Genomic DNA, 17708 nt, shown 5'->3' on the forward strand with positions numbered 1-17708 from the left:
TATACCTGCTCCTTTCACAATGCCGCTTTGCGGCATCTCAAATAACCAAGTGTAAAGATATTTTCCTTCACGCTTAAAAACATACCCGCTTAGTATCCGCGTGACTTCTTAACCATGCCTGCTCAGTAGTCTGTGTGAAAGAACCTTGTTCTTTCACACAGGAAACCATGCCTGTTTAGTAGACTGGATATTTGCGCCGAGGACGACGCAGGCACAAATTCCGTGTGAAAGAGCCTTATTCTTTCACACTTCGCTCCTTGTCAAATGTTTTATTTTTATATAGAGTGGTGATAATCTTGGATAAATTCGTTTATATACATACTGATACAGATTTTTATAGATGCTATGCTCTTCCATATCTGGCTGAAACGTATCCTTTACATGTACCATATGTGTGATTGCCTCCTCATAACTTTTAAACTCGCCCATGGCTACAAATCCTGCAATGGAAGACCCCAAGCCGGAGGCTTCATGTGTTTGAATACGTATGACTGGAAGTCCAAACATATTAGCGGTAATCTGACAAATCTCATCGCTTTGTGACCCACCACCCGCTACATATATTTCTTTTATCTTTTGCCCTGACCGGTGCTCCATACTGTACATTCCATCCATTAGTGCAAATCCGATTCCTTCAATAATCGCACGATAAAGATAGATTCTTGTATGAACATCTGAAAATCCAATAATTGCGCCTTTCGCATTGGGTGTGACAACTCCTGGTGTCCAAAAAGGCTGTAAGATTAACCCTTCACACCCCGGCGGTACTTCTCTAAGTCTTTCATTTAGAATCTTCTCCGGATCACAACCCCGTTCCTTTGCTTCAACACACTCTTTCATGGCAAATTCACGTTTAAACCAGGAAATTAACCAGTAGCCACGAAAAATCTCAATCTCTGGATTGAACATCCCACGTGGTACTCCAGGATATGCTGGAAGAAAACGCTTTGGTTCAAAATATTTCTTTGTAGCAAACTGAACCGTTGCAGTTGTTCCAAAAGACAATGCTGCTTGATCTTCACTAATTACCGATAATCCTAGCGTTTCACAGCCTTTATCGGAACCAGTGGAAATGAGTGGTAGCCCCTGTGGAATTCCAGACAATTCTTCCATCTGTTTTGTAATCATTCCAATCGTTTCTTCCGTCTGTACCAACTCGCACATCTTCAGATTTGGAATATCGCACATACAGCGTTTTGGATTATTTTTTGTCTGCCAATTCATTTTTTTATAATCAAACGGAATATGTCCAATCATATTTGCCGGACAATCTTTTAACTGCCCTGTCATTTTATAGTTTAAATAGGTTGGTAACATAACAAACTTATGCGTCTTTGCCCAAGTTTCAGGTTCATTCTCCATAATCCAATTTGCAACGGAAACCTTATATTGCTTATTTAAAGTTGTTTCCATACCAACTAGTTTCATTGCGATTTTAATCCACCACTTAAACGGTTTTACGTGTTTTGTTTCTCTACTATCTAACCACAATATAACATCTCTCAAAGGCTCATAATTTTCATCTAGACACACCGATGAATCTCGAATGGTAGTCAGTGTTACCCCAATAACATCCTCATAGCCATTTGGACTTTTCTCTTTTAACTTTTTGGATATAGAACATAATGTATCAAAATAAAATTCAGGCTTTTGCTCTGCCCACCCTGGATTTTTGGAATAGTATGGAGTCTCATACTTATGTTGAATTATATGTACTATCTGTCCCTGTTTATTTACGAGCATTCCACGCATACTTTGCGTCCCCAAATCAAAGGTTAATATCAACGGATTCTTCATCTTTACCCTCTCCTTGATTGAATTCCTATTATTATTCCTTTAATATGTTGCTTGTCGCTATAATGTTAACATTTAACCCCAGTACATTTTCTATAATGACATCCCCAATTGAAATAGGTTTCGTTACCACCATTTTATTTATTTCCCTCATAACATCAGAGATTTTATCCTTTGGTATTTCTTCAGACACTCTGACTGGAAGTACAGGTACTTTAGGAAAGTTTGTTTTAACCGTAGAACAGATGGTTCGCATTGGATGTATCATCTCACTAACTGCAAATTCTTCTCCACGCTTACATTGATTTCCTGAAACCTTGATTGAAGTCCCCATTTCTTCAATCATCATCGCGCAACCATTGGGGCAGACAATACAGACAAGTTCTTTCATACTTGGCTCCCATCTGCGTGCTCTGCACGCGTACTAATCAAGGGGTGTGAAATAGATTTTTCTTCACACTTTTCTCCTTTCACTTCAACTGTTAGAGTATCTTCTTTAACTAAATGAAATTGACTCATATCCAGCTTGATAGTTTCCATTTCTGGAGGTTTTAAATATGAATATTTCTTTTCAAATATTTGCTTTCCATTGACTTTTATTGTTACTACGGCCTTCCTTAATACTTGACTGCTTCTAAAATAAAATGTAGCAGGTTTGCTTTCTTGACTGATACCAATCTGTTGTGGTACAAAGTAAAGAAAATCTTTGTCTACTTTGAATGATACTAACTCTTTTGACTCATAGCAATATTTTGCAGCTGCTTTTCCTGCAAGTTCCCCATTCTCTGATACATAATCCACCAGATCATTAACATGAAGTGCATTCCCACAAATAAAGATTCCTGGTTCACTTGTCATAAAATCATCATCACAAATTGGCCCTTTTGTCTTTGAATCCATTCGTACATTCAGACTTTCTGCCAACTCATTTTCAGGAATCAAGCCAACTGATAATATTAAAGAATCACATTCTACAATCTCTTCTGTCCCCGGAATTGGCACCATTGACTCATCCACCTTCATGATTTCAACTGCTTGTAACCTTTCTTCCCCGTAAAGTCTAGTTACCGTGTGTGATAAATATAGTGGAATATCAAAGTCATTAAGACACTGCATAATATTTCGTGTTAGTCCAGAGGGAGTAGCCTTTGCTTCATATACCCCACATACTTTTGCTCCCTCTAAGGTGAGTCTTCTTGCCATAATTAATCCAATATCGCCACTTCCTAAGATAACACATTTTTTTGTTGGAAGCTGACCTAATATATTGGTATATGCTTGTGCTGTTCCTGCAGTAAATACTCCTGATGGCCTCGTTCCATGAATAAAAACCTGCTTCGCTGTTCTCTCTCGACAGCCGGTTGCTAAGATAATAGATTTTGAAGTGTATTCAAGCACACCTTTTGTATTTACTACACGTACCAAATAGTTATGCTCTAGTTTTTCAATTCCTGTAACATAGGTAAGGACATTAAAATCAATCTTTCTTTGATGAAACTCATCGACATAGCGCCATGCATATTCAGGACCGGAAAGTTTCTCACCAAATCGAAGTAAACCAAAACCATCGTGGATACACTGTTTTAAGATACCACCCAGCCGTTCTTCACGTTCAATTAATAAAACTTTTGCACCTTGCCTTTTAGCTGATATGGCTGCAGCCAGACCCGCAGGTCCCCCTCCTATTACAATTACATCATAGTTTAACATGTGGTTCCCCCCTTTGTATCCCCCAAGGTTATATAAGCGTCTGAGCTTGATTTTTTTACTTCCTGAATTGAAATGTTCTCATGTTCACTTATAATCTGAGAGATTAGTGGCATACAAAATCCGCCTTGACATCTACCCATTCCTGGACGAATTCGCTTCTTTATACCATCAACGGTTGGTACTGATATGGGAGAGTTAAGCACATCGATAATTTCACCTTTGCTGATTTCCTCACAACGACATATGATAATTCCGTAGTCTGGATTGTTCTGAATCATTTTGGTACGCTCTTCACTGGACATCTCCCTCAATACTGGGATACCTTTTCGTATTGGATTGAATTTTTTATTCTTAGTAACTAACTCCTTTTTTGATAATTCCTTGATGACCATCTTTTCAATATCCAAAGCGACTACTGGTGCTGTCGTTAACCCAGGAGATTGAATGCCTGCACAGTGAATCAGATTCTTTGTCTTTCTTCCTTTTTCAATGATAAAGTCTTCTTCAAAAGTTGCTGCACGTACTCCTGTAAAATATGTAATGATATCTCGCTCCGATAACCCTTTTGCGATTAATTTCTGTTTATTAAATACTTCTTTTATGCTTTTACTTTCTGTTGCAAAGTTTTCTTTTTCATAGGTCTCAATTGCATTTGGTCCCACAAGTAAGTTCTCATGTACTGTTCTTAAGATACCACCACCTTTGGTATGCAGCTTATTACGGGAAATCATTTTAATAGAGGCAATTGATTTAACCAAATGTGCTGCTTTTTTGTCCAGTATAGAATTGGTACCTTTTCTTGGATGAATGGAATAAAATCGATCTTTCGCCATTGCTGCAACATCTTCTGCAAATGTTCCTGCCGCATTAATTACTAACTTGGGATAAAGAATACCTTTGTTTGTGGTCACACTTACAATCTGATCGTCTTTCACATCCATTCCTAAAACAGCTGTATTTAAGGAAACCTTTGCACCATTTTGTACTGCATTTTCCGCGTATGCTATAGTTAATCCATAAGGGCAAACACAACCTGCACTTGAATTATATAGGGCAAATGCAAACTCATCATTTAACTCTGGTTCTCGTTTTCTTAATTCCTCTCGCCCGATAATTCTTGTGTCCGTTACACCGCAAATATGTTTTTTCTGCCATGCATAAGCTGCCAATAACGGTAATAAATATCTTTGTTTAAAACCTACATATTGGCCTCTTCGCTTAAATGGAACATTAAGTTCCTTACAAACCTTGTCAAAGATTTGATTGCCTTGCACCACATAATGTTGTTTTAAACTTCCTTTGTTTAAGTCAACACCAGGATGAACTTCACCATCATTTCGTCCAGATGCCTGCATAGCAAGATCAGCCTCTTTGTCTACTAATAAAATATTCAAGTTCCATTTTGATAATTCCCTAGTAATGCTTGCCCCTGAGATTCCGCCACCAATAATTAAAACATCTGGCTTCATGCCTTCGAGCTCTTTTGAAGTTTCTTTTGGAATTCTCATACCCCGAATATTCGTATCCATAAGCTTAATGTCATTTACTACATGTAATCGTTTATCTTTGCTGACACACATTCTACATGCCTTTATAATATCCTCCCAATTTGTTAGCTGTCCAGAAACTCGAATGCAATCGTCCTCTACCTTTACCGATACACTTCCAGGAAAGTATCTTTCTAGTTTCTTATTCAGTTTCCTTTCAAAGACTTTTCCGCTCATTCACCCACTTCCTTCCCAGTCGTACACGTGTCCGACTCGTTTTACTACATATTACCAGAATTATGAAAATGTGTCAATTCACTATTGATACTTTTATACATTTTTTCATTATTTTTTACCTAAATATTGGACAAATATGATAAAAAAGTATATACTGTTTCAAGATATTGTAATTACATAGCTACTTCTAAAGAATTGAAAGGAGATTCTATGGCTGCTCCAAGAAAAGATAATGTCAAAGAATTAATTATTAATGCAACCGAGCAACTGTTGGAAACTCAGAAGCTCTCTGAAATAACATTTGCTCAAATAGCTTCCTGTGCTGGTATTTCTAAAGGAACACTTTATTACCATTATAAAAATAAGAATGATATTTTATTTGATATAACGGATAAGTATTTACAACAGCAATGGGACGATTTAATTGCATGGACAGAAAATCCACAAAAAGATACCTCGCTACATCGTCTTGTACAGTATGTTTTAGAGCGAGATGTTGCGAATGTAGGAATGCGTTTACACTTTTTTTATGATGCTATGCTTGGCAACGAAGAAGTTCGTTCCAAATTGATGCAGCGATATAATGATTTTGCAAAATTAATATCTAAAAAAATCAGTGATCGAAATGATAAACTTCCCGCAGAATATATTACCTGGCTTATTCTACTAATAAGTGACGGACTCTTCATTCATAAAACTTTGAATAATGATAATTTAGATGTTGATCTGTTTATTAAACAGAGTGGGCAATTTATGAAACAAGTGATATCTTATGTAGAAAATGAAAAATAAATTTATAGAAACAAAAACAATCGCAAACCCTTTATTATGGATTTGCGATTGTTTTTAATAAAGTAGGAGACGGCTCGAGCTCCCTGTCGGATGTAACCTCGACCTAAATAAACCGTCATGCTCTAGCTAACTGATTAACAATGTGACAAAGAGATTTTGGTTGGAGGCTATTTAAAACCGTCTATACTATCTCTATAGATTCCACTCTTTTGGAAGATATGCCTTTGTAGCATCTAACATATCCTCTACAAGTTTTTCTACTTCTTCTTTTGTTGCCATATCCTTTACTAATGGGTCCTGTTCAAATGCTTTCACCACCAAGGATTTATCGAAGGTAAGCGCTGCTTCCATAATGTACTCGTGATTTAAAATATGAGGCATTGTTAATTTAACAACGTTTTCTGGCATTTCACCCGCCATAATAGGTCGTATGGAATCTCTCTCAAACACCGCATTCGTTTCCACAATTGCAGTACTTGGAAGATTTTCAATCTGAAGATTCGTATTAGGAATATTCACATTACTAATAACTCTTGTTAAACCACAAAGTGCTTTGATTAATAGTATGCCTTCTTCACCAGATGGCTCAAGTTTAATCTCTTCTTCTCCGCTAACCAATCGATGGCTCTTATTTAAACGGTCTTCTAAATCTTTTTTTCTCCATTCAACTGTTGTTAGACCAAAGTTCCAATCTGCTACCGTCTCTTTATCCTTTAAATATCGTTCGCTTGGCATAAACTCTGTCAGGTGTCGATCACCTGCCGCTGCAATTAAACCAAATTCGTTAAATAAGTCAAACTTCACACGGTGCTTACAAGCAAAGGATGCATTTGCCCAGTTCTCATCTTTTTCTTCAAATCCTTCTTCAAAATGATCTTCAATATACTTACAATAAATAGGGAACAAATCAATCCCTTGATAGGAAGCATAATTAAACCAAGTAAAATGATTAATGCCAAGTACATTGACATGGATATCGTTTCGATCAATACGATCTATCTTTAATTCCTGTTCAGCGATTCCTTTTAGAACCTTCTGTGTTCCAAATACCTCATGACAGCAACCAAATGCTTTAATTTCCGGAAATACATGATATAACGTTTTTACACACATAGACATTGGGTTGGTATAATTAATGACCCAAGCTTTAGGCGAGTACTCTTTAATTGCGTTAGCTATTGTAACAAACATCGGAATGGTACGAAGAGCCCTCATCATACCTCCTGGTCCAGCAGTATCTCCAACGGACTGGTAGATTCCTAGACGCTCCGGCATATGTACATCTGCTTCCATCTCATCAAAGGTTCCAGGTAGTATAGAAATTACAACAAAGTCGGCCCCCGTTAACGCCGCTTCCATAGTATTAGCTGTCTCGTAGTTCCATTTTCCAACCGTATCATCTCGTCTGGTTATCATATTACCAATGATTTCGTTATTTTTTGCAGCCTCTTGATCAATATCATATAGAGATATCTTACCGCTCATATTTGGTTCCATAGCCAAATCTGTCATAAATGTCCATGCCCAGCCACGAGATCCGCCTCCTATATAAGCAATTTTTACATCAGAAACTTTTCCATTATTATATTTCATCTTCCGTTACTCCTTTCTTACAAAGAACCTTATTCTACCTTATTCTACACTGGACTTTCTATTAGAATGAGGTATAATTATATTATAAAATATTGTATTTCATATTAATTTTCAAACTATATGATACAAGTTACATATCAATTCACTTTTTCTCTTACAAATTTTTAAATCATACTTTTGTTTTACTGGTTAAAAATATATCCTAGTGTATCAACCAATTCAAACCATCTCATTCTTGGCATAAATTATTGGTTAACCCAACGCTTTGAAAGAATTGTTTTGTCTACGCTGCAATCATAAACTTAAGGTTCACGTAAGACAGCGCAAAAAATGGAGGAAACTATGAGACAAATTGTATTTGAAGAATCCCTAAATGGAATCACCATCGACCGCATCATACGAGACTATGAATATAACATGCCTACAAAACACTTTCACGATGAATATGAAGTATATTATCTTTTGGAAGGTGAACGTTATTACTTTATTGAACATCAAACCTATCTTGTAAAAAAGGGTAGTTTAGTTTTTGTAAATCGTGGGCAAATACATAAGACAGGTTTAGCCGGTACTTCTTACCATGATCGAATTCTCATTGAGTTAAAAGAAGAGCCTTTTGCTTCTTTCTTCTCCTTTTTTGGAGATTTGTCTTTAAAGGACTTCTTCTCCAAGCATTATGGCGTATTAGAATTAGAGGAAAAGGATCAGCGACGTATTGAGCGTCTTTTGACTAGTATCTCTACAGAAATTCAAAACAAATCGATCGGATTTGAGATATCCGTTATGATGAAACTAGCGAAATTACTTATTTTTTCCATGCGCTGTAAAGCTGATACCAATACCTTTATACCTGCGACTACCGCTACTACAGCAAAACATCGTAAAGTCGATGAGGTTGCTTCTTATATTGTAAATAACTGTACCAATCCAATCTCACTCGATGCCCTATCGAAACACTTCTTTGTAAGTAAATGTTACCTTAGCCGTATTTTTAAAGAGGTTACCGGATTTACAGTGAATGAATATATCAACATTCACCGTGTTCAAAAAGCACAATACCTGCTACTTTACAGTGAATCCAATATCTCCGAGATTTCGGCTCAACTTGGGTTTGAAAGTATTACTTACTTTGAGAGAGTATTTAAAAAATACACAGAATCCTCTCCTTTAAAGTATCGGAAGCAAAACAGAAAAGAAATTCAGCCAATACGTACAAAGAAGGCAGAACCTGTAGAATAAGAAGACCCTGAATTACAAGTATTCTATATTTAACAGGGAGAACCTAGAGAACAGGTTCTTCCTATTCTCATTCCTCGTAATGAAAATAATCAAAGTCCGCAGGTAAGGATAGTCCTGTCATATCAAAACAAAAGATTCCGAAATGTGCTCCGGTAAAACCTCTGCAATGCTCATCTGTCAGTATCTTTGTGCTGTACTCCCCAGTTATTTTAAACCAACTTAAGCCATCATAAGAATAAGAGAAATAGGCATAGGCTCCATACTCATCAGTTTCTACTTGTAAATGCAGTTGATTATGTTCTTCTAATACCAGTGGCTCTATCAAGTCTTCATATACCCCAGTATCATTACGAAGTAAAATTAAAACTTCTCTACCTTCTTCGTCTACCGATTTCCCAAAGATAAAATGATTTAAGGCATCATAAAAATACGTAATACCTGCAACCTGTTCTGGGTGACTTGGTTTAAATTCTAATCCGGTCATAGCTTTCGCATAATATTCTGTTTGTCTTCTTGCCAGCAGACTAACGCTGTGTAAAGAATTCAGTGACTCTTGTCCGTATAATCTTAGATAGCCAGCTCTTTCGGACAGACTAGCCTTCTCCCCGAGTGGAATTCTTGGACTAGAATAAACTATATCTAATGTATTGTTATCAAAATCATCTCTATTCTCCCGCTTAGGTACAGGATAAGAAGTTATTCCAATTGGCTCTGCCACTTCTACATCCGCTTTACCTGTCTGATTGTTAAGTCTTAACCAGCCGTCTTCAGTCCACTCCACTTTTTGAATTGCAGTCTCCCTACCAAGCAGGGAATCTTTTGTCCCTTCCCTTGGTCTGGAACAAAGATGAACCATGTACCATTCGCCATTCCCCGTATCCGTAAAATCTGCATGTCCACATTTTTTTAAGATACTGTCATCATCTTCCTTAGAAGTCAGCATTGGATTACTTGGATCCACCTCATAAGGACCCCAGATATCTTTTGATCTGGCAACCGTTACGCAGTGTCCATATCCAGTACCTCCTTCTGCTGTCATTAAATAGTACCAATCCCCTATGTGATATAGGTGAGGTCCCTCTGTATACCCATAAGATGTACCTTTAAAAATATTTTTGATTTCCCCTACAAGTGTTTTCTTTTTGGTATCATATTCTTGAAGCAATATTCCTTTAAAACCATTTCTCATATTCACCAAATACTTTCGACCATCCGTATCATGGAATAAGGAAGGATCAAATCCTGTACTATTTAAATAAATAGGTTCAGACCATTCCCCATCAATAGCATTCGACTGAATGAGATAATTATGGTTATTATAAAATCGTCCTTTTTTTGTCTTAACATCCGTAAATACAATATAGTAGATACCATCAGAGTAACTAAGACAAGGAGCCCAGATTCCACCGGAAGTTGGGTTGCCTATCATATCTACCTGACTCCTCCTTGCAATCGGAGAAGGTATCTGCTCCCAATTCTTCAAATCCTTCGAGTGGAAAAGATGAATTCCTGGCCACCACTCAAAGGTTGATGTTGCAATATAGTAATCCTCACCAACTCTGATAATGCTTGGATCTGGACAAAAGCCTCGTAATATTGGATTTTGAATCATACAAACTCCCATCTGCGTGCTTTAGTACGCGTATACAATAGAATCTTAATATGGAAATGGTAACATCCTCTCCTGTCTTACACACCAGCTACCATCCTTTGGAAATCCTGGTGTATCCTCACATCCCTGATATCCTGCAACCATCATCGCTACTGCAAGTAATAAGGAACCATTTCCCGGAAGATAAAGAGGTAAATCATGACGTAATCGCTGATAATTATTTCCACTTGCTACATAAGAATTTTTTGGGGTGTCCATTAATAGAATATCAATTGCTCCACTAGGGTCTCCCAACCGAACTTTTGTCATTGCCATAAAGGCAAAGTCCCATCCCCACATCGTATCGAATTTCCAACATTCCATTACCTTATCTAATGTATTTTGAACATAACGTGCATCTGCCCGCTCTCCCGGTAATAACCCATATGCTAAAAGCATAGAAGGATGATCCTCATTAAAGTGAGTAAATGTATCTACGCATCCTTCATGAGAAAGATATCTTCCATCATCCACTTGAAGTTCCGCCATATGGTCTGCTACAAACTCCCATTCCTCCTTCTCTTTCCCTAGTCTCTTCGCCCAGGATGTAGCAAGCTTAAGCCCAAAGCTCCAATATTCTAATTCAAAAGTAGGATTTGACGTAGTGCGCGGATTAAATCGTTCTTGTGCAGGAATTAATGGTGCAGGTAGATCATAACATTTCTTTTTCTCATTCCACTGTGCAAAGTCACACATGAAATCCGCAGTTTCTTTGACGATATTCCAATATTCCCTTAGAATATCCTCTCTCTTTGTATCGCGGTATAATAATTCAAGCATATATAAAATATGTGGTTGCTGCCATATTAGTAAAGTCGCAATCGGAGACGGACTGTCAATCGCATCATAAGCCACCATCTTTGGCCATCTGGCTCCCGCGTAACCATTTCTCTTCGCATTCTCCCTTGCCTCAGCTAAATGCTCCTGATACCAGGATAGACTTTTTTCTAAATACCTGCTTCGGTTCCATAATGGTAAAAAGGCACTGTGCCACAGATGCATTTCTAGATGAAATTTTCCATACCAACTATTACAAGTTAATCCGGTTTCTTGAGGTGGCATCGAACCACAAGATTGTATTTTTAACAGATATAGCGATAAAATGACTCTTCTCTCTAATTCGTTTGCTCTTTGATCTGTGGAACCCGAAAAATCCACAATAGCTCCATTTTCCCAAAAATCACGATAGGAAGCGATACTGCTTTTCACTACCTTAGAAAAGGTTAATTCCTCTTCCTTATATTCGTTAGGCTCACTATGAAAGGATAATTCCTTTGTGAAAGATTGTTCCTTTGTAGAGGATTGTTCCTTTGTGAAAGATTGTTCCTTCGTGAAGGATTGTTCCTTCGTGAAGGATTGTTCCTTCGTGAAGGATTGTTCCTTCGTAAAGGATTGTTCCTTCGAAAAGGAACAAGTAAAACAAAGGTAATCTTCCAAGGCTTTTAAGGTAAACTCATGCTTCTTCGTATTATGAAGTTCTGCTTTAGTTTCAGCTTTAATAGCCACATGATAGGAATCCTGATCTAACGTACGCTCAAGATACCAAATACTTTTCTCCTGCTTTTTAATAGTAGTCTGATGACTGTCAGGTTTTTCCCAATCGGAGGCTGTAATATCCGGTGATCCGTATGGGAATAAGATTTTTACTGTCAGCTTATTTAATAGCAAAGCTTCTGATTCTACACAAATTCCTAGGATATCCTCCTCCTGATGACAAACTGTTGTAACCTTGACAGGATACCCTTCTATTAAAAATCTGCTATTTAGAATACCTTCAAATAAATTTAATTCTTGCCTGATATCTTTTATCTGATTGGAGGTAATCTCCTTGTCCTCCCAGAAGAAACTAATTCGTACCAGATTCAAACGATGTGGATTTTCACGAAGCCAATGATATACTTCTTCATTCCCCGGTATCTTATCAACTGCATAAGCTACTGTTCTATTCACAGAATCATATTCTGTCATCACTAAATCGTCCATAGTATAGTACTTATTCGCCTTTGTAGGAGTTTTATGCCATCCCCATTGACTCATAGTACAAAGAGGTACTTCATGCTCTATCTGTTCCTTATAAAGGGTCTGTAATCCTGTTACATCTACAGTAAAAGCAAATTCGCCATTACCTACCGATAGCGGTGACTCTGGATTAACTTCCTTCATGATAGGATTATGTCTATTCACTAACTCGTAACGATTTATCATAATAGTTCCCCCTTCTACCAGAATACGAAAATTATAAATTCATATTGTTTCTATTCTGGTATTATAGTGTCTTTTCAAAATGGAAGTAACCTTGTGCAACAGCATAAATTACCGTCAAATAATAATATTTATTAACCTTTTAATCCACTTGTACTTATTCCTTCCACTAAGTACTTGTTAAAGAATAGAAAGATTAAAAATACCGGTAGAAGAGACAAGGTTGACATTGCAAACATTGCACCATAATCTGTGGTAGAAGATGCATCCGCAAATAATTTAATCGCAATGGATACCGTATAATCCTGTGGCTTATTCAGATAGATTAATGGTCCCATAAAATCATCCCATTTCCAATAAAATTGGATAATAACGGTTGTAACTAAGGCTGGTTTTAACAATGGTAGGATAACTCTAGAGAAGATGGTGTATTTACTACAGCCGTCAATTGTAGCTGCTTCATCTAGCTCTCTTGGAATTCCTGCCATAAATTGCATCATTTGATAGATAAAGAATGCTTGCCCAAAAAAATGAGGTAATACAAGTGGTAAGATCGAACCTACCATTCCTAATTTGTTATAGATAATATACTGTGGAATTAAGATGATCTGTCCCGGTAACATCATCGTACATAACATTGCTGTAAACAGAACTTTTCTTCCCCTATACTTAATTCTGGCAAAGGAGTATGCTACACAAGCAGAACTTACTACGGTAGCAAACGTTGCTATTACAGTAACGATAAAGGAATTCTTAAAAAAGGTAACAAATGTTATTCCGCCAAACCCTCGAAAGCCATTTGCAAAGTTCTCCCATCTCCAGTTTGGAGGTATCAAACTTAAAGAACCATTTAAAATTTCCACATTATTTTTTAAAGAACCGGTAATCATCCACAAAACAGGATATACCATGACAAAACCAAAGCAAAGAACAAATGCATGGTACAGAACTTTGCCAATTTGTTTTCTAAATTTTATGCCCATCATTGCTCCTCCCTTCTATTCCTGTCCCGCTTCGGAAAATACCCAACGCTTCGAGGACTTAAATATTAGTAAGGTGATTAAACTCATCACAACTAACATTACCCATGACATTGCACTTGCATATCCCATGTCATAGTATTTAAATGCTTGATTATATACATATAGGGAGTAGAAATTCGTTGCATCGTTTGGTCCACCCTTAGTAATAACAAAAGCCTGGGTAAATGCCATGAACGCTGAAATGGTCTGCATAACTAGATTATATAAGATAATAGGGGAAAGGCATGGTAGTGTAATCTTAACAAAGGATTGCCCTTTGTTCGCACCATCAATTTTCGCTGCTTCATAATAAGTACTAGGAATTTCTTTCAATCCTGCAGCAAAGATAATCATTGAAGAACCAAATTGCCATACTGTCATTAATATCAACGGTACCATTGCAAGTTTTTGGTCTCCAAACCATGATACTTTCTCAATTCCTAGATTCATCAAAATTGAGTTAATTAATCCCTTAGATGAGAATAATTCTTTCCATACTAAAGATACTGCGATACTTCCTCCAATAAGGGAAGGAATATAATAAAGAGAACGATAAAAAGTTACAGCTTTGCTTTTTCTCGTAAGTAAATAAGCGATAAATAAAGCAAACGCCAACTTAAGTGGTACACTAAAAAATACATACTTTAACGTAACGCGAACTGATTTCAAGAATCTAACATCTTGAAATAAACGGATATAATTATCAAGCCCTATAAAGTTTTCCTGTTTTATTAAGTTATAGTCCGTAAAGGAATAGTACATGGAAACAATCATAGGAACGATGGTAAAACCAAGGAAACCAATAATAAACGGAAGTGCAAAGGTATATCCCACCGTATTATCATTGTAAAGAAATTTATGTAAACTTAATTTTCTCTTTTCCTTCTTCTCCATAGAATCCTCCTTCTTGCGAAAAGGACTCTTACCTTTCTTCGTAATTTCCACAAAAAAGAATAAGAGTCCTAATACACAACATTTTATTCATATGTCATACACACGTGGTCAATGGTAAATCTTACTTAATTATTTAAATTGTCTGCTCGCAAAGTCAAAAATTTCTTTTGCCGCTTCCTCAGGTGTCTTATCTCCATAAATAACTTGTTCTACTAACAATTTATATTGATCTTCAATAATTGTCTTACACTCTGGGCTTATAACGTTAACTTCTTCTCCAGTTTTGTAGCTACCAATTAAATCAATAAAGTTGTACATAGTATTTGTAGTCTCATCTGCATTTAACTGTAAAGCCATACGAACAGTATCCATAATTGGAATACCACGTTCACCTTGAAGAATTTCATTTGCTTCCACACTGTTGATAAAGAAGTTAATGAATTTTGCTGCTTCTTCAGGAACCTTAGAATCTTTTGATATACAAAGCATTTGTGAGGATTGAATTACAGATCCTGATGGTCCATCTGCAAACTTTCTTGGAGCAGGAGCAATTTTTAATTCTCTATCTGCTGCTTTAATTAAGGATTTTAACTGATTACTAGCTACCCATGTCATAGCAGCTTCACCAGTAACTAAATAATCACCTTCGATGTCTTTAATTTCAGCAATTGCACCTGGATCAGGATATGCTCCTGCTTTTACTAATTCTTTTCTCATTGCTAAATAATCCACTAACATATTCGGATCATCAAATCCAAGCTTATCATTGGATGGAGCAAAGAAGTTTAAAGAATAATCCTCTTGAGAGATTCCCATACTACAACCAGATATAAAATCATCCAGCTTAGAGCTTCCGTAAATTCCTAACTTCTCATGAATAGTCAAACAAGCTTGCTTCCATTCATCCCATGTCCAGTTATCGTTTGGTTCTGCTACACCAGCCTGTGCAAATAATGCTGGATCATATGCAATACCATAGGAGTTAACACCACTGGATAATGCCAACTGAGATCCTTTGTATTGAGTTGTTAATAAGTAAGCATCCGTCGTATGAGACGTATCTACAGTACCGTTTGCTATGTATTCATCAAGTGGAACGATTTTGTCTAAATATGTTGGGAAATTACCTCCTAATTGGAAGATATCCCACACAGTGTTCGATGCTACTAAAGTATTTAACTTTGTGAAGTAACCATCAAAATCAAAGAATTCGTACTCAATATCGATGTTAGGATTCTGTGACTCATACAGCTCAATTACTTTTACTGTAGCATCATGTCTAGTTTGTGAACCCCACCATGCCATACGAAGTTTAATCTTTTCTCCGTTCGATTCATCTTTTTTTGTACCTGATGATTGTTCTGTATTCTTTGCACCACTAGTATCATTATCTACTGTAGTATTCTTTTTTCCAGAACCACAAGCTGTTAGTCCCAACACTAAACTTGCTGCCAACAATGTTGTCATGATTTTTTTAAGTTTCATAAATCTCTTCTCCTCTCTCTTTATGTGTTATCCGTAGTATAAAAGAAAAGCCCAGACAAGTCAATAATTCTGTATAAAGTGCACAATATCTAACTAACTTTTATCATTTTAGTACTATATTTACTAATTAAATTTTTCTTTAGATGTCCAATACTTGGTATTTTTGTGACTTTTGCTTATACACAAGACAGCTTTTAAATTAATATCTTAAAATTATACCAATCTATATACTATCGCAGATGTCAATATTGTACTTAAATAAGAACAATACGCTTTGTGAACTTTTCCTTGTTATAAATAAGGATAAGGACATTCAAATGAAACCATCCAAGTTCAAAAAACTTTCAAAAATCATCCATATTCAAAAACATTCATATTCAGCAATCATTAAAATTTAGAAATTAATAAGTTTCAGAAATTATTAAATTATTAAAATATAGAAATCAAAATAAAAATAAGTCCTTATCAATTTACTTAGCATTGATAAGGACTTTCAATTACCTATATTTTTTCCCATGTATGTTGTTCAACCCGCATTACTTAAACCGATGAATGTATTATCCTCTGGAAGTTCCTCAATGCGTATCCAGCCAGCTCCATTAACATCACCCTGAATATATATCCATTCTTCATCATCAGATGTCACTATGGTTGCATACTGATTCTTTTCTAACTTTACTTCCGCAGTTATTGAAAACTGTGTTTTATACAGGAAGAGATCATGAAGTAATATTACTCTGGTATTAACCAGATACATTTCCTTTGGCATACGAACCAAAACTGGTGTTGTAACCTCTACATAATTATCATTGACGTCATAACTTCCCATGCTCATATCCGATATATAAAACTTCCGAGGATGGAACCAAGTCTGTAAAGTATCTGCACGCTCCCTACATTCATAAAGCCCATCTCCCAAGGATTTTATATCGTCTACCAGTCCACCTATATCCCCGAGATCGTATATGATACCCTCTTTATAATAAAATATATTTACAATATTAAGGCAACTATCTCCGTAATCATCTATTAATATCTGAAGGCTTACACCATCGTTGGTCATATTAGAAAGATACAGTTTATCGGTAGGAGCATCAATCATAAAAGCTTTCGTCGCATTTCCTATGGTTAGCAAATAACTCCTCTCATAATGGTTCTTTCCCGTTCTTTCATACTTGATTTGTTCCAGATAACCATCACCATCCAAATCGAAATAATCTCCATTCTTAATTTCAACACTTTTTCCTTCTAGTGCTTGTTTCCTTAAAGAATCCAATCTTTTTTGTTCTTCTTTGGATAGTTTAGGCTGTTCTTCTGGTGGAGCGTAAGTTGGAGCAGGGGTAATCACGTAGCTACCCTTATTTCCTTGTGAATTGATTTCACTTATTGATATAGTTGGCGTTGGTGTATTGGATACCGTTATTGGGTTTGCAGGTATTATGGTTGGTGTTAAGGTTATGGTTGGAGTAATGCTAACTATTCTGCTATCTTCCGAATTAATATCCGATTCAGTCTTAAATTTACAACTACATAAAATACACATAGATGACAGTAAAGCAATCATTAGTAGCCACTTTCTCATCTTTACCCTCCTTTATAATT

Annotated in this window: 13 protein-coding genes; 2 read left to right on the top strand and 11 right to left on the bottom strand. The window is 36.4% G+C overall.

The genetic code is table 11. The features are described 5' to 3' along the window. Positions 1-243 precede the first annotated feature (243 nt). Genes CPHY_RS17575 through CPHY_RS17590 form a run of 4 tightly spaced genes read right to left on the bottom strand, consistent with a single transcriptional unit; the run spans position 244 to position 5228 of the window. Complete coding sequence (locus CPHY_RS17575) at positions 244-1797, bottom strand: FGGY-family carbohydrate kinase (protein ID WP_012201393.1); 1554 nt, start codon at positions 1795-1797, stop codon at positions 244-246. Between the two features lie 31 nt (positions 1798-1828). Further along, the gene (locus CPHY_RS17580) at positions 1829-2185 is read right to left on the bottom strand and encodes a DUF1667 domain-containing protein (RefSeq protein WP_012201394.1); all 357 of its coding nucleotides are present in this window, start codon (positions 2183-2185) and stop codon (positions 1829-1831) included. Beyond that, the gene (locus CPHY_RS17585; RefSeq protein WP_012201395.1) at positions 2182-3504 is read right to left on the bottom strand and encodes an NAD(P)/FAD-dependent oxidoreductase; all 1323 of its coding nucleotides are present in this window, start codon (positions 3502-3504) and stop codon (positions 2182-2184) included. Before CPHY_RS17585 ends, CPHY_RS17580 begins: the two co-directional genes overlap by 4 nt. Beyond that, positions 3498-5228 carry an NAD(P)/FAD-dependent oxidoreductase gene (locus CPHY_RS17590; RefSeq protein WP_012201396.1) on the bottom strand — a complete coding sequence of 577 codons (1731 nt, stop codon included), beginning with the start codon at positions 5226-5228 and terminating at the stop codon, positions 3498-3500. The genes CPHY_RS17585 and CPHY_RS17590 overlap by 7 nt, the downstream gene beginning before the upstream one ends. 210 nt (positions 5229-5438) lie before the next feature. Between CPHY_RS17590 and CPHY_RS17595 the strand changes: the two genes are divergently transcribed. Then, the gene (locus tag CPHY_RS17595) at positions 5439-6020 is read left to right on the top strand and encodes a TetR/AcrR family transcriptional regulator (protein ID WP_012201397.1); all 582 of its coding nucleotides are present in this window, start codon (positions 5439-5441) and stop codon (positions 6018-6020) included. A gap of 192 nt (positions 6021-6212) precedes the next feature. Here CPHY_RS17595 and CPHY_RS17600 read toward each other — a convergent pair whose 3' ends face one another. Further along, positions 6213-7613: an alpha-galacturonidase gene (locus CPHY_RS17600; protein WP_012201398.1), complete on the bottom strand. Its 1401-nt coding sequence runs from the start codon at positions 7611-7613 to the stop codon at positions 6213-6215. 342 nt (positions 7614-7955) lie between these two features. Between CPHY_RS17600 and CPHY_RS17605 the strand changes: the two genes are divergently transcribed. Then, positions 7956-8852, top strand: coding sequence for an AraC family transcriptional regulator (locus tag CPHY_RS17605; RefSeq protein ID WP_012201399.1), 897 nt, complete (start codon positions 7956-7958; stop codon positions 8850-8852). 67 nt (positions 8853-8919) lie between these two features. On the opposite strand, the gene CPHY_RS17610 is transcribed toward CPHY_RS17605, so the two are convergent. The 6 genes from CPHY_RS17610 to CPHY_RS17635 all read right to left on the bottom strand — a co-directional run bounded on the left by CPHY_RS17610 (position 8920) and on the right by CPHY_RS17635 (position 17688). After that, a complete protein-coding gene (locus CPHY_RS17610; protein ID WP_012201400.1) occupies positions 8920-10464 on the bottom strand; it encodes a glycoside hydrolase family 43 protein in 1545 nt (514 codons plus the stop codon). A 45-nt stretch (positions 10465-10509) separates the two neighbouring features. Next, complete coding sequence (locus tag CPHY_RS17615) at positions 10510-12708, bottom strand: hypothetical protein (protein ID WP_012201401.1); 2199 nt, start codon at positions 12706-12708, stop codon at positions 10510-10512. Positions 12709-12839: 131 nt separating this feature from the next. Then, entirely contained in the window at positions 12840-13691 is an 852-nt protein-coding gene (locus tag CPHY_RS17620; protein WP_012201402.1) for a carbohydrate ABC transporter permease, read from the bottom strand. A gap of 12 nt (positions 13692-13703) precedes the next feature. Then, positions 13704-14621, bottom strand: a complete 918-nt coding sequence (locus CPHY_RS17625; RefSeq protein WP_012201403.1) for a carbohydrate ABC transporter permease — start codon at positions 14619-14621, stop codon at positions 13704-13706. A gap of 129 nt (positions 14622-14750) precedes the next feature. Further along, entirely contained in the window at positions 14751-16106 is a 1356-nt protein-coding gene (locus tag CPHY_RS17630; RefSeq protein ID WP_012201404.1) for an ABC transporter substrate-binding protein, read from the bottom strand. Between the two features lie 526 nt (positions 16107-16632). Further along, entirely contained in the window at positions 16633-17688 is a 1056-nt protein-coding gene (locus CPHY_RS17635) for a hypothetical protein (RefSeq protein ID WP_012201405.1), read from the bottom strand. Between the last annotated feature and the right edge of the window lie 20 nt (positions 17689-17708).

Origin of the sequence: Lachnoclostridium phytofermentans ISDg, assembly GCF_000018685.1 — a bacterium.
GTDB lineage: Bacteria > Bacillota > Clostridia > Lachnospirales > Lachnospiraceae > Lachnoclostridium > Lachnoclostridium phytofermentans.